The 20,426-nt window shown below is 60.0% G+C and carries 9 protein-coding genes and 1 pseudogene; 2 read left to right on the top strand and 8 right to left on the bottom strand.

The genetic code is table 11. The features are described 5' to 3' along the window. Nucleotides 1-269: 269 nt before the first annotated feature. From HNP46_RS25575 to HNP46_RS25555, 5 genes are all read right to left on the bottom strand, one after another. The gene (locus HNP46_RS25575; RefSeq protein ID WP_184594605.1) at nucleotides 270-650 is read right to left on the bottom strand and encodes a hypothetical protein; all 381 of its coding nucleotides are present in this window, start codon (nucleotides 648-650) and stop codon (nucleotides 270-272) included. A gap of 129 nt (nucleotides 651-779) precedes the next feature. Further along, nucleotides 780-1,535 carry a carbonic anhydrase gene (locus HNP46_RS25570; RefSeq protein WP_184594602.1) on the bottom strand — a complete coding sequence of 252 codons (756 nt, stop codon included), beginning with the start codon at nucleotides 1,533-1,535 and terminating at the stop codon, nucleotides 780-782. 97 nt (nucleotides 1,536-1,632) lie between these two features. Next, nucleotides 1,633-1,890 (bottom strand): hypothetical protein, encoded by a 258-nt coding sequence (locus HNP46_RS25565; protein ID WP_184594600.1) that lies wholly within the window; start codon nucleotides 1,888-1,890, stop codon nucleotides 1,633-1,635. Between the two features lie 152 nt (nucleotides 1,891-2,042). Then, nucleotides 2,043-3,701 (bottom strand): YbaL family putative K(+) efflux transporter, encoded by a 1,659-nt coding sequence (gene ybaL, locus HNP46_RS25560; protein ID WP_184594598.1) that lies wholly within the window; start codon nucleotides 3,699-3,701, stop codon nucleotides 2,043-2,045. Between the two features lie 524 nt (nucleotides 3,702-4,225). Continuing rightward, a complete protein-coding gene (locus HNP46_RS25555) occupies nucleotides 4,226-5,278 on the bottom strand; it encodes an OmpA family protein (RefSeq protein WP_184594595.1) in 1,053 nt (350 codons plus the stop codon). A 715-nt stretch (nucleotides 5,279-5,993) separates the two neighbouring features. On the opposite strand from HNP46_RS25555, the gene HNP46_RS25550 reads away from it, so the two are divergent. Beyond that, nucleotides 5,994-11,066, top strand: a complete 5,073-nt coding sequence (locus HNP46_RS25550) for an Ig-like domain-containing protein (protein ID WP_184594593.1) — start codon at nucleotides 5,994-5,996, stop codon at nucleotides 11,064-11,066. A 280-nt stretch (nucleotides 11,067-11,346) separates the two neighbouring features. Here HNP46_RS25550 and HNP46_RS36240 read toward each other — a convergent pair. Continuing rightward, nucleotides 11,347-11,579: pseudogene (locus tag HNP46_RS36240) on the bottom strand (transposase); the annotation flags it as partial. Between the two features lie 190 nt (nucleotides 11,580-11,769). On the opposite strand from HNP46_RS36240, the gene HNP46_RS25540 reads away from it, so the two are divergent. Next, the gene (locus HNP46_RS25540) at nucleotides 11,770-13,287 is read left to right on the top strand and encodes a CapA family protein (protein ID WP_184594589.1); all 1,518 of its coding nucleotides are present in this window, start codon (nucleotides 11,770-11,772) and stop codon (nucleotides 13,285-13,287) included. Nucleotides 13,288-13,428: 141 nt separating this feature from the next. Here the strand turns inward: HNP46_RS25540 and HNP46_RS25535 are convergent, their stop codons facing one another. Together HNP46_RS25535 and HNP46_RS25530 are read right to left on the bottom strand one after the other, a co-directional pair. Next, complete coding sequence (locus HNP46_RS25535) at nucleotides 13,429-16,830, bottom strand: hybrid sensor histidine kinase/response regulator (RefSeq protein WP_184594587.1); 3,402 nt, start codon at nucleotides 16,828-16,830, stop codon at nucleotides 13,429-13,431. Between the two features lie 159 nt (nucleotides 16,831-16,989). After that, a complete protein-coding gene (locus HNP46_RS25530) occupies nucleotides 16,990-20,214 on the bottom strand; it encodes a hybrid sensor histidine kinase/response regulator (protein ID WP_184594585.1) in 3,225 nt (1,074 codons plus the stop codon). Between the last annotated feature and the right edge of the window lie 212 nt (nucleotides 20,215-20,426).

Here is a 20,426-nt window from a genome sequence, read left to right as displayed (position 1 = left end):
GCATCGCGCCGGATACCATCGCGGACGGAGTCCGCTCCTACGAGTCGACCATAGCTTCGGCTCGACCCGCTTCAACCGCGAACCTGTCCGCCATCAGGACTCCCTCCCCGGAAACCCGGTGGGCAGGTTCGCGACCCTATCGGCCTCCCGGCCAGCAGCACAGCTCTGCACCGGCGATGTAACGCGATCCCTCCCGACGACTCCGCCCTGGCTCCAGGCACGCCATCTTTGCGCTGCCATGGCCCTGGAGAACATGGCGCCGCCATGTTCTACATCAGTTCAACCAGCCTCCTGAGTTCCTCGGCCCGCAAAGGCGCCTGCAGTATGCCGAGCAATGGAACCCCTTCCCGCGTGGACCACTTCAGCAAGGCCTGGCGCTGGGAAGAGTTGGCATCGGCGACCAGCGCCACCGAGGCCACCGTGCCATACCAGAGAGCGCTGGCCAGAAAGCCGGAGTGCAGTTTCAGGCTGAACGAATCGACGATAAGCACACGAAAGGTGTCGCCACGCTCCAGGCTATCGATCAGTTCACTCTCGGTGCCAAACAGCGAGATGGAGTAATACTCCAGGTCATTCAGGACCCTCGCATATTCCAGGAGCGTGCCGGGACTTTCACTCAGGATGGCAATTCTGTCTCGTACACGTCTCATTCAGTTCAATCCCGGTATGGCAAAACAACTCACGGCAACTTCCGGCGAAAACACCGGGCAACTCTCCGAACTACCGACCTGGCACAGGCTTAGTTGCCAGTTGATATTCCCGGCTCGCGCCGATTGCGCTCAGTCTTCGTCGACCTCTCGGCCATTCACGTTCTGCAGCGGACGGTGGTTGTCACCGATAATCCTGGCGAATCGCTCTATCTGCTCCTTCGACAGTTGCACCGGAGTATCGAAGAGCACCCACTGCACGCCTTCACTGCAAGGCGGTGTGGTCAGCGATCCCTGATAGAAGTAGTGGTGGGAGTTCTCCGGGATCAGCGCACTCAGGTCCGGCGAATGCGCCCGGTCCAGTTCGAAGGTTTCACCACTTCGCGCCGGCAGGGCCTGCGTCAGCGAAGCGAGTTCGGCGTTCTGCTTTCCTTCCGCGAGCATCAGGCCAATCACCAGCAGATCGCCATTGCTGGCCTTGTTCACCAGGTGCAGCTCCATCGGGTATCGCTGGTGATTGATGGAGTGTTCGCTGGGCGTATGGAAGTGGAACTGAGCCAGCTGGTAGACGGTGCCGCGATAGGTAATCCAGTCATTGGCCATCGGGCCGGGAGTGGCCTGGATGGTATGTCCGTTATTGACCAGGGTGACCGCCGACTTGCCATAGTTGAGCTGCAGAGCGCGGGAATCGGCCTTGCTCAGCGCGTGATGAACCGCGCTGATATCGATCGGAGACTGGTGGTCGCCGCTACGGCACAGCGGGCTTCCCTCCTGCCCCCAATGATCGGGCCCCTGCTCGCCGTGATAGGACCAGTGCGCCCCTTCTGCATGAACATAGGGAACGGCGAAAACAGCGATGAGCGAAAGAACACGTAGTGAGAAAGTCATGAACGAATAACCTGAATGAATAATGACTCGAAAGAGTGGGAAATAATTAATACCGCTGTCTCACTTGCTACCCACCAGCGCAGGCGGGGCCAATCTTCTATTTCACTGCAATCTCTTCGACAATCAACATTTCGCCGGGGGCGCGAATGATCAGCCGGACGCTATCCTTGAGAATGGCTTCGACTTCAATTTCAATGCCCTGGGTGAGCAGCAGGTGCATCATTCTTTCGCCGGCTTCGCCTTGAAGGATATTCAGGGAAAGGACATCACCGACTTTGTTTTCTCCTTGATGGATCTGCATGAACTTGTGCTCCGCAAGATGATTCAATGAGAGAATTCTTGCATTGCCGTTCACGGCGATACACCTGACTAGTATTAAAATTTTCCGCAACTGGCCGTACTGGACTATTTGAAAAACAGTCTCTGCGCAACAGGCCTTTTAGCGGCTGGCGGTGGACCCGGGGTGAGTGCTTTCTCCCACCCCAGGTCAGCCGAGGTCACGCCTTTTCAGTGCTCCTGCAGAACGCTGGCGGACATCGCCTCACCCACTTCGATCTGGCCATTGATCACGCTGTCCACTTCCAGTTCCTTGAAGTACTGGGCTTCTGTCTCCGTGTGCGCATGGGCAATGACATGCAGGCTCGGATTGGCGGCTCTGGCGTTGCTGATGACCTGGCCGGCCTCGATGCAACCCGGGATATCGACGAGCAGCCAGCGAGCCTCAGCGACCTTGGCCTGCGTCAGTTGATCCGCGAGCAAGGGAGAGCCGATGACCACACTCACGCCCCTGCCTCGCAGCTCCTGCGCCAGCTCGCGCTGCTCGACGATCGCGACGATGGGCACGGCGTCCTTCTGCAGCCTGGCAATCACGTGCTCGCCTACCCGCCCCTGGCAAACCACGATGGCGTGGCCGAACTCTTGCACTACCGGCGGCTGGTCATCGGACTCCACGGCCTTGGCGCTGTCCTGCTCCAGCCTGCTGGCGCGGGTCTGCAGGCGCTCGATGGCGATGAACAGCAGTGGGTTGACCAGGATCGACAGAATCGCGCCCGCCAGCACCAGGTCGCGCCCCTGCTCCGGCAGCAGATCCAGGGTGACCCCCAGACCGACGAGGATGAACGAGAACTCGCCGATCTGCGCCAGACTGGCGGCAATCACCAGCGCCCGGCTGTTGGAGTGGCCGAACAGGCGGACAATCGCATAGGCGGCCACGGACTTGCCGAAAACGATCACCAGGAAGGTGGCCAGCACCGGCAGCGGGTGTTCGATCAGGATGAGCGGGTTGAACAGCATCCCGACCGAGACGAAGAACAGCACGGCGAAGGCATCGCGCAGCGGCAGCGAGTTCTCCGCGGCTTCGTGGCTGAGCTCGGACTCGTTGAGGATCATGCCGGCGAAGAAAGCACCCAGGGCGAAGGAAACGCCGAACACCACTGCCGAGCCGGTGGCGATGCCCAGGGCGATCGCCAGCACCCCCAGGGTGAACAACTCACGGGACCCGGTGGCAGCGATGCGCTCCAGGACCCAGGGCACCAGGCGACGGCCGCCCAGGATCATGACCGCGACGAATGCGGCGACCTTACCCAGCGTCAGCAGAATGGCCATGAGCACGTTGCCATCAGCGCCTTCCTCGACGGTTCCGCCGAGGGGGCCGGCCAGCGCCGGCAGCAGCACCAGGGCCAGGACCATGGCGAGGTCTTCGACGATCAACCAGCCGATGGCGATCCGGCCACGCTTGGTGTCGATGAGTCGCCGCTGCTCCAGCGCGCGCAGAAGCACGACGGTACTGGCAACCGACAAGGCCAACCCGAATACCAGGCCGCTGCCGAAGGGCCAGCCCATCAGCCACGCGAGCCCCATGCCGAGCAGCGTCGCCACGGCAATCTGCGCCACCGCCCCCGGAATGGCGATGGCCTTTACCGACAGCAGGTCCTTGAGGGAGAAATGCAGGCCGACGCCGAACATCAGCAGGATGACGCCCAGTTCAGCGATCTCCATCGACAACGCCTGATCAGCCACGTAGCCCGGCGTGAAGGGGCCGGCCAGGACGCCAGCCAGCAGATAACCCACCAGTGGCGAGATACGCAGGCGATTGGCGATTGCGCCCAATACGAAGGCGAGTACGAATCCCACTGCGAGAGTGGTCAGCAAAGGGGTGTAATGCATGCACTGGCTCCAGAAATGGTAAAGCCGCGCGCAACTTGCTGCTGCGCTGCGTTAAGAGTTTCTGCGGCCATTCTAAAAGTGCAGCGAGCAGGAGAAATTAGGACCCGTACGAATTTGAAATCGGCAGACTGGAACTTGTAGTGCACGTTGACGAAAGAAGCATCGAAGCAGACGCTGAACTTCCCGCCCTTTCGCCGGCAGCCAGGGTGACCGGCCGATAAAAACCGGGTGAACCACGCGCAATTCAGATTAGTTCTATTTCAAACGCATCCCGATAATCGGAAACTGACCCGGCTGCACGTGTCACTCTATGCAATCCTTCCTTTGCCATTATTGGCGCTCCACCCGGTGAGCACTTAATAGACAACCCGAGTTTGCTCACTGGGTTTTTTAACCGACTTTCTCCATCAATATCCTGTCCCTCCATCAATACCCTGCTGACTCCGGCAATCCGCTTGCGGGCATCGAAAAGCGCCTGCAAAAAAAAGCCCGGCAGTAATGCCGGGCTTTTCAAGTGCGGGGAATTACGGGGCCTTCGCTTCGACCTCGGCTTCTACGCGACGGTTGATGGCGCGGCCTTCGGCGGTGGCGTTGTCAGCAACCGGACGGGACTCACCATAACCCACAGCGTTTACGCGGCCGCCTTCAACACCGTACTCGTTGACCAGTACGTCACGAACGGCGTTGGCACGACGCTCGGACAGTTTCTGGTTGTAGGCGTCGGTGCCGACGGAGTCGGTGTGGCCTTCAACGGTGGTGGAGGTGGACGGGTACTGCTTCATGAAGTCAGCCAGGTTCTTGATGTCGGCGTAGCTGTTCTCCTTGACCCTGGACTTGTCGAAGTCGAACTTCACGTCCAGCTGAACGCGAACGACTTCAGCCACAGCCGGGCAGCCGTTGGCGTCAACGGTGACGTTGGCCGGGGTGTTCGGGCACTTGTCGACGTTGTCGCAGACGCCATCGTTGTCGGCGTCGGAGCAGACTTCAGCAACCGGCTCGGGAGCCTGGGCCGGCTTGGCGCCGCCACCGAAGTTCATGCCCACGCCCAGGCCGGCCATCCACTCGCCCTGGTGACCGTTGACGCGGTTCTCCAGGCCGTACTGGCCGTCGAGGCTGGCTTTGGCGTAGAGGTTTTCGGTGAAGTAGTACTTCACACCGGTACCGACCATGGCCATGGTCAGGTTCTGACGGCCACCGTTGTCGGAGTTGATGTTGGTCAGGCTCTGGTGACCGATACCCGCCGAGACGTAGGGACGCAGGTTGCCAGCGCCCGGGGTGCCGAAGTGGTAGATGGCGTCCAGGGTGCTCAGGTTGCCGTGGACCTTCTTGTTGCCGGTCTCGTAGGTGCCACGTACGTCGTGGTACTCACCGTAGGACAGAGCCAGCTCGACGTCGTCGCTCAGGAAGTAGCCAACGGAGCCGCCGTACAGGTCCGCGTTCTTCATGTTGCGAACGCTGTCGGTGAAGTAGCGCTTGCCGAAGGCTTCGACTTCGACGGCGCCCTGGCCCTGGGCTACAGCAGTGAATGAAACAGCGCCAAGAACGGCTGCAGCAGCAAGACGAATAGTGAGAGACATGGAATTTTCCAATGGATACCTAAGATAGGGAGATCAGCTCCGCGCTCTACAGGAACACGATCAGAGCACTGGCGGTTATCAGGGAAAGCACGAGAAACATGCTTATCATGAATGCGAAAATCTGACTTTCTAACTGTTGCACAAGCCTCCGGAAATACTTCTATTGCAACGGAGCCCCGGAAACTATTCCGCTCCAGGGCGAGCTCGCTCATGAGGCCAGAAACAGCCCCACCCAAGCAATGCGTTCAAATAAATTCATACTTGTTCTATTCCCGCCAACTCCCGACTCTGGGGGGATGACAGAGTACGCAGACAATGATCAGCGCAGTGCCGATACTTGAACCTGAACTCGACCGGTGAACTTCAGATTCCTGCAATGGGAATACCGCGCCGGTTTACCCCAGCCTGGCACCCTTCTGCCATTTTAGTGATGGGTAAGCCATCAATCCGACTCGTTTAGAACTAGTCAGATAGTTCGAAAAACCACCCTCCCCCTAATCTTCTCGTCGCGAAATATCGCCGTTTCTATGCGGTCAGCCAGCACGTCTTTCCTGGCATCGGACATGAAAGTGGATCGGAGGAAAACTGCCCGCAGTTCATGGCCTCAAGGCCGGGAGCAGCGGGCCTCCCCTGAAGGACAGGGGACAGAAATCTTGCGTGCAATACCAATCGATAGAAGCGTAAATCCTTTTCTCATATGGCTATTCGAATCTCAATGAAAAACCCCATCGATTACTTGATCAACTTTTCGGTGATCACCGAAGAGTCTCTGTTCCAGACCTACACGCTGGAGTCCTATCAGAATGCCCCCGAGCAGGCCGTTACCGCCATGCCGGGTGAGCTGTACGTGCTTCAGGCGCCGCAGGATGAGTCCATCGGCAATGCCCTGGTGGCCGAGCGCTCCGGGCAGGACCTGCTGCTGTCCTTCCGCTCCCAGGAGCCAGGCTCCCACGCCATCAAGCTCGATCAGTTCTTCAGTAATCACGGCGCTCTGCACCTGCTCAAGCAGGACGGCGAGCTGGTACGCGTGATCAGCGCTGACGCCGAGCCCGAACAAGGCGTGGTCACTTTCGCTGCGGAACCGGCGAGCGTCGCCGTGCAGGAAATGGCGGCACCGGTGATCGACGTCCTGCCCAAGCCCATGGTCCAGTACGCGGCTCCCGAAGCCAGCGTCGAAATGGCCCCGTTCGCGGCCCCGACCCTGGCCGCTGCGCCGCTCGCACAACCCATGGCCTTCAGTGCCAATGCCCTGCAGGTCACCCCGAAAATTGACCATGCCGAGGACCAGGTGGGCAGCCGCACGGGCTCCCTCGGTTCCGGCAGCGTAACCGACGACCAGTACGCCACCCTGGTGGGCACCGGCACTCCGGGCGCCACTCTGGAAGTATTCGACAACGACGAATACCTCGGCGAGGTCCGCGTGGACGCCAATGGCAACTGGAGCTTCGATCCCATCGAAGAACTCGCAGAGTCCGGCCACGTCTTCACCGTGCGTGAACAGGGCAGCGGCGCAAAATCCGGTCCGTTCGTGCTGATTGTCGATACCATCGCACCGCCCAGCGCAGTGATCGACAGCATCAGCGACAACCGTGGCGGCAATGTCATCGCCAGGGATGGTCACACCGCCGACAACACCCCGTTCTTCGCCGGCACCGCCGAGCCGCTGAGCATGGTCGCCATCTACGTCGGCAAGACCATGATGGGTACCAGCTTCGCCGACGCTTCGGGCAAGTGGACCTTCGACTCGATCTTCGTCATGCCCGACGGTGAATACACCATCACCGCCAAGGCGATGGACTTCTCCGGCAACACCAGCCTGTCCTCCAAGGCCTACAAGTTCACCGTCGACACCATCCCGCCGGCCATGCCGAGCATCAACGAAGCGCTGGACAATGTCGGCGACCAGCAAGGTGCGCTGCACTCAGGTCAGCAGACCGATGACAGCACCCCGACGCTGACCGGCTACGCCGAAGCGGGTACCACCGTCTTCGTTTACGACCACGGCAAGCTGGTAGGTACCGCGCTGGCCAATGCCCAGGGCACCTGGTCGCTGACCCCCGCCGCGCCGCTGGCCGACGGCGAGCACAGCTTCACCGCCGTCGCCCGGGACCTGGCCGGCAACCTCAGCACGCCGAGCACGCCGTTCGTGCTGACGCTCGCTCCGGATGCCACTCAGGTGCCCACCATCGACAGCGTCTTCGACGATGTCGGTCGTATCGTCGGCCCCGTCGCCTGGGGTGGTCACACCGATGACGACAAGCCGACCCTGAGCGGCAAGGGCAAGCCGGGCGACAGCGTCCGCATCTACGACAACGGCAAACTGCTCGGCGAAGCCCAGGTCGATGCCCAGGGCAAGTGGAGCTTCAGCCCGAGCGCGTCGCTGGAAGAAGGCCCGCACTCCTTCACCGTGCAGGCGTTCAACGCCAGCCAATCGCCCAGCGCCCTGTCCCCCAGCTTCGACCTGGTGCTGGACCTGTCGCCGCCGGACGCTTCGAAGCTGAGCATCACCAGCGTCTACGATGACGTCGGCAAGATCACCGGCAACATCGCGCCCAACGGCCGTACCGACGACCAGAATCCGGACGTCAGCGGCACCGGCACCGCCGGCAATACCGTGGTTCTCTACGTTCGCGAGGCCAGCGGCCAACGCGAAGTCGGCCGCGCGCAGGTCGATGGCCAAGGCAAGTGGTCCATCCACGTCGCGGACGATCTGCACCTGGGCAAGAACACCTTCACCGCCGTCGAAATGGACCAGGCTGGCAACGCCACCGCTCCCAGCGCGCCCTACAGCATCACCGTGGGCAATGATCAGATGGGTGGGTTCGACGTGACTGCCGGGGCGAACTCGTCCCAGCAGATCAATACCAACACCACTGGCGATCAGAACAACCCGCAGGTGACTCGCCTGGCCAACGGCAACCTCGTGGTGGTCTGGCAGGATGCCCGCGGTGGCTATGACGTATGCATGCAGTTGATGGACCCGACCGGCACCCACAAGATCGGTCAGGAGCAGTTCGTCAACCAGCGCAACGCCAATGACCAGGACTCTCCGAGCGTCACGGCGCTTGCCGATGGTGGCTTCCTGATTACCTGGGAATCCTATGTCAGCACGCTGGATCCCAGCGGTGACGGTGTGTACGCGCGCCGCTACGCGGCCGACGGCGCCGCCCAGACCGACGAATTCCTGGTCAACCAGACCACCGCCGGTGCGCAGCGCGCTGCCTACAGCCTGGGCCTGCCTGACGGCGGTTACATCATTTCCTGGGGCAGCGATCAGAGCGGCGGCTCCATCGTCCAGCGCACCTATGACGCCAACAACAAACCGGTCGGCAACGAAGTCGTCATCAAGTCCGGTGGGGCCTCGATAGCTTACGGTGGCCCGGAGATGGTCGCCTTCGACGACCCGGCCCATGCTGGCTGGTACCTCACGGTCTGGGACGGCCCGGACGGCAAGGGCAACGGCGTTCTCGGTCAGCTTCGCAAGACTGATGGCTCGGCCAACGGCCCGGTCATCACGCTCAACACGACCACTGACAACAACCAGCAATATCCGGATGCCATCGCCCTGAAAGATGGCAGCTTTGTGGTCTTCTGGGATAGCAACGACAGCAAGGCCATCGGCTCCGACATCCGCGCGGCGCATTACACCTTCGACCCGGTTACCGGCGCGGCGAAGATCATCGGCGACGGCGACTTCATCGTTAACGAATATCGCCAGGGCAAGCAGTACAAGCCGGTCGGCGTGGCCCTGGAAGACGGCGGCTATGTGCTGATCTGGGGCTCCGATGGCGGCGACGGCAGCGGCTCGGCGATCTTTGCCCAGCGCTTTGACGCCAATAGCCAGAAGATCGGCCATGAGTTCCTGGTCAACCCGGTGATCCAGGGTAACCAGGGCGCGGGCTGGGATGATATCAACCTGGCCAATATGCTCGACGCCACACTGCTGGACAATGGCGATATCTTCGTCACCTGGCAAAGCAACAATATCGACGGCAGCGGCTTCGGCATCGAAGGGGTCACGATTGACGCCGATGCTGGCTTCTATTCCGAGTTCCTGGTGAATACCAACCGTGAGAACGATCAGAACCGCTCAACTACCTGCGCAACACCTGACGGTGGTTTTGTCGTGGTCTGGAACTCCAAGTACGCGGGTATAAGTCAGCCCATGGGGCAAGTGTTCGATGCCAGCGGGATGCCGGTCGGTCCTGAGTTCAACATCAGCGCCAAGCTGTCAGACACCACTGTGGCCCCGGATGTCGTAGCCTTCCCGGATGGCACCTTCATGGTTTCCTGGCACAATTGGGAGAGCGGGCGCGAAGTCGTTCACACCCAGCGTTTTGGCTATACCCATGATGACAACGGCAATATCAACGGATCGGTCAAAGTAGGTCCTGACCTCGCCATTAGCCCTGCCAACTACGGCTTCAATCAGAATTCAAAGATTGTCGTTCTCGATGATGGCGGCTATGTGGTTATGTGGCAGGCCGCAGTAACCCTTGGCAAGCAGTGGGATATCGTAGCTCGACAATTTGATGCAAGTGGAAAAGTTGTTGGTGGGGATACCATAATTGGTGAGATCGGGGTCAGGGAGAAGCCATCCAGCGATGTATCGGTTACGAAACTTGAAGATGGGAATTTAGCCATTGCATGGGGAAAATACCCCAACGCCAACTGCGATGTCGTTCTCACCATCTACAACCCCAGCACACTGTCAGTAAGTGCCTCGGTCACCGCTAACGTTGTAACTGCAAACGTGCAGGATAGCCCTTCTATCGCAACCCTCTCGAATGGAAACATAATCGTTACATGGGATTCCAACGATGTGTCTGGCGTAGATCAATCCGAATGGGGCGTCTGGGGCAGGATCTTCACGCCCAATGGCACCGCTGTCGGTGGGGAATTCCTGGTCAACAGTTACACTCCGGGAACCCAGAAGACGCCGACCGTTGTAGCCAACCCCAATGGTGGCTTCATTGTCCTGTACACCTCCAACGCGGACGTGGTGGATGGGCTGAATTCCGCAGGAATTTATGCCCAGTACTTTGACAACGATGGTCACCGGGTGGGCCAGGAACTGCGCATTCACCAGTTGATGGTAGGCGAACAGAAACAGCCTGACGCGACCTTCCTCGCCGACGGCCGCCTGTTCGTCACCTGGACCGATACCTATGTCTCGGACGGCAGCGGTGAAGCGATCAAGGGCCGCATCATCGACGTGGACAGCTCCGTAGGCCTGTCGATCGAAGATGCGTCGACGCCGACTCCCCTGGCGGCCCACGTCGAGTCCTCGAGTGGGCTGTGGATGCTCTTCGACGATGGCTCGGCAACCGGCCTGATGCTGAACAATGAGTTCCTCTCGAGTGTTCAGGGCGGCGACGGCAATGATGTCATCGGCATCAGCAATACCGCGTTCACCTCCATCAACGGTGGCGCCGGCATCGACACGCTGCTGATCGACGGTCGCAACATGGCTCTGGACATCGACAGCCTGGTCAACCGCATCACCGGCATCGAGAAGATCGATCTGGGACAGGGCGGCGCCAACAGCGTCAGCCTGAGCGCCCACGCCCTGGAAGGCCTGGGTCAGGTCGACATGCTGCTGGCCGATGGCAAGAACCAGTTCGTCATCAACGGCGATGGCTCGAACAGCATCCAGCTGATCGACAGCCTCTCCGAGACCTGGGCCGATGCCGGCCAGGCCGAGATCGGCGGCGTGGTTTATCAGACCTATGTGTCCGGCACCCATGAGGTCCTGATCGAGCAGAACATTCAGGTAACCGTTCATTAATCATTAACCCTTGACCTTGCGCCGCCTCCTCCGAGGCGGCGCAAGTTTTTTCTATGCAGTACCCGCAACACATGCTGTTTTTGAAAGAGTCACGATAGTCACTACTCTGGAACAGCCCTCAAATTCAGATTGGCCTCTATTCCAGCACCACGCTTTGCAGCGTAGCTACGCCATCCCGGTCATCGATACGCAATTCAAGCTTATCCGACTCCATCCTCGGCCTGTCGAGAGCTCAGAGCATCAGCGAAGCTGATCATTGAGGAGTACCTAAAATATCTCACTCTTCTTCAAGGCTGCGCATTTGGCCCGCAGTCGCAAGATTTCAATTTCAGCTTCCAGCAGTTCGCTGGCTTACCTCTTCGACTTGTCAGGAGTGATGGCCTTTACCCATTTGTAGAGGCTGTGAGTAGAGGCGCCGAAGCTTGCAGCAATTTCTACCACTGAATATTCGCGTTCGGCGGGCCGCCTGATGACTTCGGCCTTGAATTCCGGGGAAAATCGCTGAGCGCTCATAAACTTCCTCCGATGATCAAAGCGCAGGCTGGGAACATCTATCATTCCGGGGTAGCACATAGTACTTGTACGAAATACTTGGGAGTGTAAAAAATCTTCAATAAATCAGCTATACCCATAAAAGCTGAGAACTTACGACCGGAAAACGTAATCTTCTGAGCCATGCTGATTTTCATAACTGGAGATTGATATGAAAAATGATTACGACATTAACCTCCCAGACTTTCTAACCAAGCTGTTACGTCATATTGAGAATAATGGCGCTGAAATCGTTTCCTGTTTGAAGCGAGCAGCTCAGCCCGATTTCGAGTTCCCTGAAACGATCACCCCAGAGGAGGAGCGCTACATCAAGGCGATTATTAAATGGCTGTTGGAGGTTGGGCCAACCAACCAGCGAACCGTGGCGAGAATGGCGGTATTGCTGATGAGTTATATTTACTATGATGAGTTTCACTACCCGCAACCAGAGACTGGCGTTTATGATATCGCGGGCAGTGAATTTGAAAAGCTGAAGTGGGTTTATCGCTATTGGTTCAACCAGCTTGAAGTGGCAGAGAAAGGGTCTGGAATTGAACAAGTATTCGCATCTCAAGATCTGAGCGAGCTTGCCAAAGATCCGCCAGAAAATACAGAAAATTTCTCCTTCTCGTGCGCGGGAGACTTACTGGCGGTCGATGTCTTAACACCGGAAAACACGAACCATTTATTCGATGAAATTCGTGATTTTTACAGCACTGCTGACATCGTAAGTGCAAACCTAGAATCAACAGTTCATCCCAAACAGCCTATAGGACGAACTCAATCTCCTGGGAAGCCAGCTCAAATGAATACATCCATAGAAATGCTCAATCGATTCAACACTCGCGCAGGCATCAATTTTGTTAGCACAGCAACTAATCACGCTATGGATTGGGATGCGGATGGAGTTAAAGAAACGATTAACAGCATTCAGGCCTTTGGTTCAGGTATGAAATTTTCGGGGACGGTGCGAGACCCGGAGCACAAAGAGTCCCCTCTGTATTTGGTAAGTTCAGGGGCTGGTCGAACAATAAAAGTTGCTGTGCTTTGTTTCACGATGGATCTCAATGGGTATGGAGCTCCGCCGAAAGACTCTCTGGTCAACGAAGTGCGGTTTAATGACGTGAAGCCTCGCCCTGACTATTCACTCATAGAACGTCAGATTGCTGCAGCTAGAAGAGATCGCGCGGACTGGATCATTGCCTATGTTCATTGGGGCTGGGAATTTGAGATGTACCCCCATGTCAATATTCGCGAAGCGGCTCGTGAAATTATTGCACGCGGCGTCGATACAATCCTGGGCAACCACGCACATGTCAGTCAGCCCGCTGAGCTTATCCCGCGCCCGGACAACAAGCAGGATGCCTTGGTCATTTATAGCTTTGGTGATTTTGTCAGCTATCACCCAGAAAGCCGAAATTCAAAGCTTTCCTACATAGTTAAATTTAACGTCACCACAACCAGGCAGGATAGCTATATTTCGGCGCTGAAAGTGCTGCCCATATACATAGTTAACGAAGATCTGCACAACGGTAAATTTAATTGTCGGATTGTTAAATTCCAGAACGTCCTGGATAATCCCGATGCTTACGGACTAACTGACATTGAGAAAAGCCAGCTCCCCCATTTGCGCGATAAGGTTTGGAATGAAATATTGTCACCTCTTTCAAAGTTGAGCCCAATTAATTAGTGTTGCATGCACGGGAAAGATAATTCTTTGGAATAAGAAGAGAGAAGCTGTTGTCAGGATACGCAGGCTAGCAAAGCTGCGTATCCTAAATAGTGGAATACCGCCTCCATCAGTCATCTGCACTCTACTCGCCTGGCCCACTTACCTTTCGGCTAGCCTCACGGCCAGTTGCTGGACGGTCGAGTTTATTTCGTCCAGGTCGTATTTCTCTGCACCAGGCCGGGACAGCAGCATCAGCCGGGCGATCAGCGAGTCTACGGAAACAGGCGCCTGCAGGACTTCTGCTCGCAGCGACTGGCAGAACTGCTCGATCAGACGGGTGCAGCCTTCCACTCCGCTCTCCCTTATCCGCTGGCCGACGAGCCGCCCCTGCTCGGCTATCGACTCGAATCCGAACACACTCAAGGCCCCCTGGATGGCATGCAGTTGCTGCAATATCGCCTCTGCGTCGGCCGTGGCCTGCGCTTGCGCTATCGACAGCAGCGCTTCCTGGCAGGAACTCTCGAAGGTCGAGCGCACATCCGCCGGCAATGCCTTTCCACCCAGCCAATCCGCGGGATCGCTCCCCTCCTCGGCGTGAATGCCGGCCTGGGCGATCCCGCAAACTTCGCACAGCGCCAGCTCCAGGGCAGACAGCGAGAGTGGCTTGGCCACCATCCTGGCGATCCCGATGGCACTGCAGGTTTCCTGCTCCTGCACCGTGACGCTGGCAGTGGCGGCAATCACCGGCATCTGCGGGCAGCGTCGACGCGCCTGCCGCGCCAGCTCGTAGCCGTCCATGATCGGCATCGCCAGGTCGGTGATCAGCAGGTCGAAGCGCTGACGCTCCAGCTCTGCCAGCGCCTTCTGCCCATCCTCGACCAGCACTGCGGTGCAGCCAAGCAGCTGCAACTGCTCTTCGATGAGACGGCGGTTGACGGCGTTGTCCTCGGCGACCAGCACATGCAGATGCGCCTGGCGGATATCCGCATGGCCATCCTCTTCGGGCAGATCCTGCCCTTGAAAAGCATGCAGAAGGCCTTGGCAAAGCCCCTTCAATCCGTTGCCAGAAGCACTCACGACATGTCCGCTCGCAGACGGCGTCGAGGGGCCGTCAGAACGGCAGTCGATGACCCAGGATGACTCCGAGACGAGGCGGTTCAGGTCGGCTGACAGCCAGCCGATGCGCTCACCCCAGAACACCAGGGCATCGGCCCTGGCCAGGGATTCATCGCTCAATTGCACAGGGTGCTGGAAAGCCTCGACGCGCAGGCCCCAGCCTGCCAGTACCTGGCTGATGTAGCGCTGATCACTGGGCAGTACCGCGAGCACCAGGACCTTTTCGCCACTGAAGGCCGGGGCGCTGGCCATCTCGCTGTTACCCAAAGGGAGAGCCACCCTGAAGACGCTGCCTTCGCCCGGGCGGCTTTGCACGTCCACTTCACCGTCCATGGCTTCGACCAGATGCCGGCAGAGCGCCAGTCCCAGTCCGGTGCCGCCATAGCGCCGGGTGATCGAATCGTCGGTCTGGCTGAACGCCCGGAACAACTGGCCGAGCTGCTCCTGGGTCATCCCGATGCCGGAATCCTCCACCTCCAGCCTGAGCCGATTGCTGCCGCTATCCACCGCGGCACGCACGGTCACTTCCCCGCTCTCGGTGAACTTGATCGCATTGGAAAGCAGGTTGTTCAGCACCTGCGAGATCCGCGTGGGATCGCCCCACAGGGGTTGCGCAGCGCAGGTGCCGATCTCTCCGCGAAGTATCAGCCCCTTGGCCTGCGCCACGGGCAGGAAAACCGCCAGGGCATCGGCCACCAGCGCAAACACGTCGAACTCCATGCGTTCGAGCTTCAGCTCCCCCGCCTCGATCTTCGAGAAATCCAGGACATCGCTGATGATGCCCAGCAGGTTGTTGGACGACTTCCTGATCACCTCCAGACGGCCCTGCTGGCTTGCCGGGATGGCGCGGGAAAGCAGTTCGATGTTGCCCAGCACTGCGTTCAGGGGCGTGCGGATTTCGTGGCTCATGGCGGCCAGGAACGCGGACTTTGCCGCATTGGCCTGATCGGCGGCCTCACGCGCCCTGATCAATTCATGCTCCAGGGTTTTCTTCTCGGTGACGTTCACGAACGCCGTGACCAGCACGTCCTGTCCGTGATAGCGGGCTGGGGACATGCTGGCGGACAGCACCACGCTGCCCTTGTCGACGGTATTGAGCGTTATCTCCGTATGGAAATGCTCATTCTCCGCAGGCTCGGGGCGCTGCCTGTAACGCAGCAGCAACTCGCCAGGCAGCACGTCATGCCCCTGGCGGATATGACTCTGCAGTTGCACCATCGCCGGGCTTCGAATCAATGCCGAGCCCTTGCCGGCATCGAGGATCGCCAGGCCCACCGGGGCGGTTTCGATGAGCGTGCGGCTCAGGTGCTCGCTTTCGAACACCATCTCGGACTGCCGCACGGCCGGCATCAAAATCTTCCGCTGGATCAGCCCCAGCAGCATCCAGGTCAGGATGATGATCGTGCCCGCGGTCATGGCTGTATGGATGACCTGGGTGCGCATTCCCTGGAAGATGTCACGCCATGACTGGGTGTAGATCAGCGTCCAGCCGTTCTGCCCCAGGGACCAGCCGTAGAAAAACACGCCGTCCTGATAGTTTCTGCGGAATTTTTTCCCCAGCCCGGCAGCCAGCCCCTGGCGCGCCGGCTCAAGCAGATCGTCCGCCGCTGCAGTGCTGCAACTCATCATCTGCTGGCCGGCGTCGTTGAGAATGAAACAGTTCCCGCCAAATGCCGTTTCGCTCAGCTGCGCGGCCAGTATCTCGCTGGGCAACTCCACCGTCAGGACGCCGAACGGCTGCCCCTGCGGACCGCGAATGAGCGAGGCGATCGGCACCGACAGTTTCCCCGTCAGGCGACTGACCGCGGGAGGCAACCAGTGCAGCGTGGGCCTTCCACCAGCGCCCCCCTCCAGCTCAAGGTGGGTGAGCTCCGCGAACAGGCGGGCCTTCTCCGCGAGAAGCCGCTGTTGCCATGCATCGCCGGGCCAGGGGGAAACTGCCAGGAGCAGTGCTTGAGCTTCGGTGCCGTACAGGTAGGCGCTGAGTTGATCATCATTGCGGGCAGCGATGATCGATATGGCGGGAGACATGTGCTGGGCTATGCGCAGGAACGGCTCGACCTCCCGCGTACTGCCTGCAAACCCCTTGCTCACCACCAGTACCGGCGCGGCATCTGGCGAGGTGCGGACCTGGGTCGCGCCGCCATTGTTCAGGTAATCCTGCACCAGGGCCGGATCGACCGGATCGCGGGACTTCAGCGAGACCTCGATATTCTGCGCGTTGTTTCTCAGGTTCGCGGTGGTGCGGGCACTGGTCTCGCTCAACTGCCGCGCATCGATGGAGACCTCATCCTGGACCTTGGCCAGGTACTCGCGGACACCCGCCCAGAGCTCCAGGGTGCTCGCCAGGATCACCGCCAGGGTGATGATCAGGCCGCCAGCGTTGATCAGCAGATACTGGTGGCGGCGCAGCTTTCCCAGAACGCGTTGAGAGGCGGTAGGCATGGAGCTCCTTCTTGCATGACGCGGCATCCAGGCGTCTCAGGAATCCCTGGTCCGCTGCGGGCGCCGGGCGCGCTCAAGCCGATCGCCTAAGCGTAGCAAAGGCAACGCCCGATCCGGGTGCGCTGGACTGCCGATAACCCGTGTTTTTCCCCGCCGGCCTCAGCCGGCGTCGGCGCGCTGGCCGGCTTCCAGACTCAACTTGGCTTCGAGGTCCCGCAGCAGCTGCTCAACGCTCTGCCTGACATGCTCCGTCCCCTGGGATCTGCGTGCTTCGATAGCCACGATCCTCTGGCACTCTTCCTTGTGCTGGTACACCCCCAAGGCCCCCTTCAAGGCGTGCAGGTGGTGCGCCAGCGCCCCCTCATCCTCTTCTTCCAGCGCACGGCGAACATCCGCAAAGCACGAGCGGCAGAACTGTCGGAAGACCTCCTCCATCCCCTTTGGCAAGTCGCGGTTGCCGAGCAGGCGACGATCCGCCGACGGCGCCAGCGGGGAGCCCTGGAGCCTGCAGAGATCCTCCAGGACCTTGCTCAGGCCGGACAGGGAAAGGGGTTTCCCCAGCACCCGCTCGATACCCGCGGCCCGGCAGCCTTCCTGCTCCTGCACCGTGATGTTCGCCGTGGCCGCGATGACCGGAAGCTGCGGCCAGCGCTGGCGGACCGCCTTGGCCAGGCCATAGCCGTCGAGCCTTGGCATGGACAGATCGGTGATCAGCAGATCGCACTCTCGACGCTCCAGCCAGGCCAGGGCCGCCAGACCATCCGGCACGACCTCCACGTCGCAGCCCAGCATCTGCAACTGCTCCTCGAACAGGCGCCCGTTCACCGGGTTGTCTTCGGCCACCAGCACCCTCAGGCGGAGGGTCGAGGCCTGCGGCTGCAGGGGGCGGGACGACAAGGGCTTTTCCAGCAGAACGTGCTCGAGCGCCCTGGCCACACCTTTCAACCCATAGGACGAGGCCTTCAGCACATGCCCGGCCAGCAAGGGCTCGGCGGGGCCGTCAGCCCTGCAATCGATCAGCCAGTTGGCGCCATCGACCAGTTGCTCCTCATCCTGGGGATGCCAGGTATCCCGCTCGCCCCAGATGATCAGCACAGCGGCTCGCGCCAGCGTTTCCTCGTCGATCTGCGCGGGATGCTGGAAACAGCTGATCTGCAGATTCCAGCTTTCCAACACCTCCACCAGGTAGCCTTGCCAGGCTGGCGCTGAAGTGAGCAGGACCACGCGCTGGCGATCGAAGCGCGCCGGGGCGCTGGGCTGGAAGGACTCCCCCAGCGGAAGGAAAATCCGGAACAGCGACCCCTTGCCCTGTGAACTGCGCACCGACAGCCGCCCGCCCATGGCTTCGGCCAGCCGCAGGCACAGCGTCAGCCCCAGGCCGGTGCCGCCATAGCGGCGCGAGATGGTCGCATCCGTCTGGCTGAACGCGCGGAAGGCATCCAGGATCTGCGCCTCGGACATGCCGATACCGGTGTCCTGCACCTCGGCCCACAGCTGTCGGTTCGCGGCATCCACCTTCAGGCGCAGGATGACTTCACCCTGCTCGGTGAACTTGATGGCGTTGGACAGCAGGTTGTTCAGGATCTGGCTGAACCGGGTGGGATCCCCCAGCATGGGGCAGGCAATGGAGTCGCCCAGCTCTCCCCGCAACAGCAGTCCCTTGGCCTGCGCCATGGGGGTGAACAGTGCCAGGGTGGTTGCACCGACTTCCACCGCGTCGAACTCGATGTTCTCCAGCAGGAGTTCGCCGGCTTCGATCTTCGAGAAATCGAGTACATCACTGACGATCGCCAGCAGGCTGTCCGAGGACTTGCGGACGATTTCCAGGCGATCGAGCTGCTCCGCTGTCGCGCCATAAGCCAGCAATTCGAGGTTGCCCATGATCGCATTGAGCGGCGTGCGGATTTCATGGCTCATGGCCGCGAGAAACGCGGACTTCGCCGCGTTGGATCGGTCGGCGGCATCCTTGGCGTTGAGCAGCTGGACTTCCAGTTGCTTCTGCGCGGTGATGTCGGTGAACGCGACCACCACCGCCTCGCGCTTTCGGTACTTGACCGAGGTCATGCCCACCGAGAGGCTGACGGCACCGTGGTTCTGCGAGTCGATGGTGAGATCTTCCTGGATCAGCTGGCCGATGCTGCTCGCCCGCAGCCTGGTGCGGTTGCGCCGGTAGCACTCCACCAGCTCGACGACCAGGCGCTGCCCTTGCAGATCGATGCGGGTCTGCATCTGCACCATGGAGCGGCTCTTGAGCAGGAACTCCCCGGTATCGGCAATCAGCAGCCCCAACCCGACAGGAGCGGTCTCCATCAGCGTCCGATTGAGCTGCTCGCTCTCGAAGACCTGCTGGGAGCGTTTGATCAACGGGCGCAGCACGCGAAGCTTGAAGAACAGCAGGGCAATCCAGATCATCAGCAGCACGACGAGAGTCAGGCCGACCTGCAGCACGATCTGCCACCCGACGCTCGCGAGCAGGTCACGCCAGGAGTAGTAGTACACCAGTCGCCACTGGGTCTCCCCCAGGGCATCGGCCAGGACCAGGCCATCCAGCGAGAAATGCTCGACCCGGCGCCCTTCGGACGAGCGCAGTACCTGATCGAGCAATTTCCCATCCAGCCCGGCCGACTTCGAGTAGGTGGACTCGGAGGCCGTGATGATTTCGCCCTGGGCGGACAGGATCATGTAGGCGCCGCGGCTGGGTTCGGGCACCGCGGTGCGCGACAGGTTCAACACCGCGTATTCCATGACCAGCGCCGCAAAGGGAGTGCCGCGGTCCATGATCGGGCCGGCAATGCGAAGCACCCGCTCGCCGCTGTAGGGATTGGTGTACGGGGGCAGCCAATAGAGCGGATGGTGCGCCTCGGCATCGGCATGGCTGACGGAGAGGCGTTGATCGATATCCCGGGTGAGCAGGCGCAGGAAGTTGCCGCGCTCCTGGGCGATTCTCGAGCGTGCGTCCAGGTCCGGCGCCGGGATGATGCCGGCGATGTCGTGGCGCAGGCTGTAGAAGTACGCCGAGAGCACTTCTCCCTTGACCATCCGGTCCAGCGAGGTGCCCCTGCCCACCTCGGTGGCCAGGCTGAAGAAGCGCGCCAGTTCCTCATCCCCCACCCACTCGTGGCCGGTGCCGAACACCCATTGCGGGCGCAGTTCGGAGGATGATTCGAGCAGCCACTGGCGCTCATGCTGACGATAGCTGTCCACCTCCGACAGGTCGAAGTGGCCCGCCTCTCGCCAGACGATTTCCGCGCCGATCAGGACGATACGGAAAGCATCTTCCCGCGCGTCGATTTCCTTGAGCAGCAGCGCCCGTTCGGAACCGAACGCCTGCAGCAGCAGTTCGCGATGCTTGAGCAGCGTGGTCCTGACTTCCGCGAACAGCATCAACAGGACCAACAAGGTCGCGACAATACCGCCGCCGAATATCAGCACTCGCTGATATCGGCGGAAACTTTCGAGCGTATTGAGTTGGCTGGTGGGCATTTGCTACTTGTCCGAAGTGTGGTCTGCTCCCCGCATCTGAGTACAGGGACTCACGCTAATTTTGCTGCCTGTTTGCGCCGCCGAAATTCCCTTGGGGATCGGTAGTTCAAGGC

The organism is Pseudomonas nitroreducens (assembly GCF_014204515.1).
Lineage (GTDB): Bacteria > Pseudomonadota > Gammaproteobacteria > Pseudomonadales > Pseudomonadaceae > Pseudomonas > Pseudomonas nitritireducens_A.
The sequence above is the reverse complement of the archived record's forward strand: the minus strand, read 5'-3'. Positions and strand labels throughout refer to the sequence as shown.

Excerpts from the sequence above, each read along its gene's own strand:
- HNP46_RS25575 (WP_184594605.1), bottom strand. The coding sequence starts at position 650 with ATGAGACGTGTACGAGACAGAATTGCCATCCTGAGTGAAAGTCCCGGC.
- HNP46_RS25570 (WP_184594602.1), bottom strand. The coding sequence starts at position 1,535 with ATGACTTTCTCACTACGTGTTCTTTCGCTCATCGCTGTTTTCGCCGTT.
- ybaL (WP_184594598.1), bottom strand. The coding sequence starts at position 3,701 with ATGCATTACACCCCTTTGCTGACCACTCTCGCAGTGGGATTCGTACTC.
- HNP46_RS25555 (WP_184594595.1), bottom strand. The coding sequence starts at position 5,278 with ATGTCTCTCACTATTCGTCTTGCTGCTGCAGCCGTTCTTGGCGCTGTT.
- HNP46_RS25550 (WP_184594593.1), top strand. The coding sequence starts at position 5,994 with ATGAAAAACCCCATCGATTACTTGATCAACTTTTCGGTGATCACCGAA.
- HNP46_RS25540 (WP_184594589.1), top strand. The coding sequence starts at position 11,770 with ATGAAAAATGATTACGACATTAACCTCCCAGACTTTCTAACCAAGCTG.
- HNP46_RS25535 (WP_184594587.1), bottom strand. The coding sequence starts at position 16,830 with ATGCCTACCGCCTCTCAACGCGTTCTGGGAAAGCTGCGCCGCCACCAG.
- HNP46_RS25530 (WP_184594585.1), bottom strand. The coding sequence starts at position 20,214 with ATGCTGTTCGCGGAAGTCAGGACCACGCTGCTCAAGCATCGCGAACTG.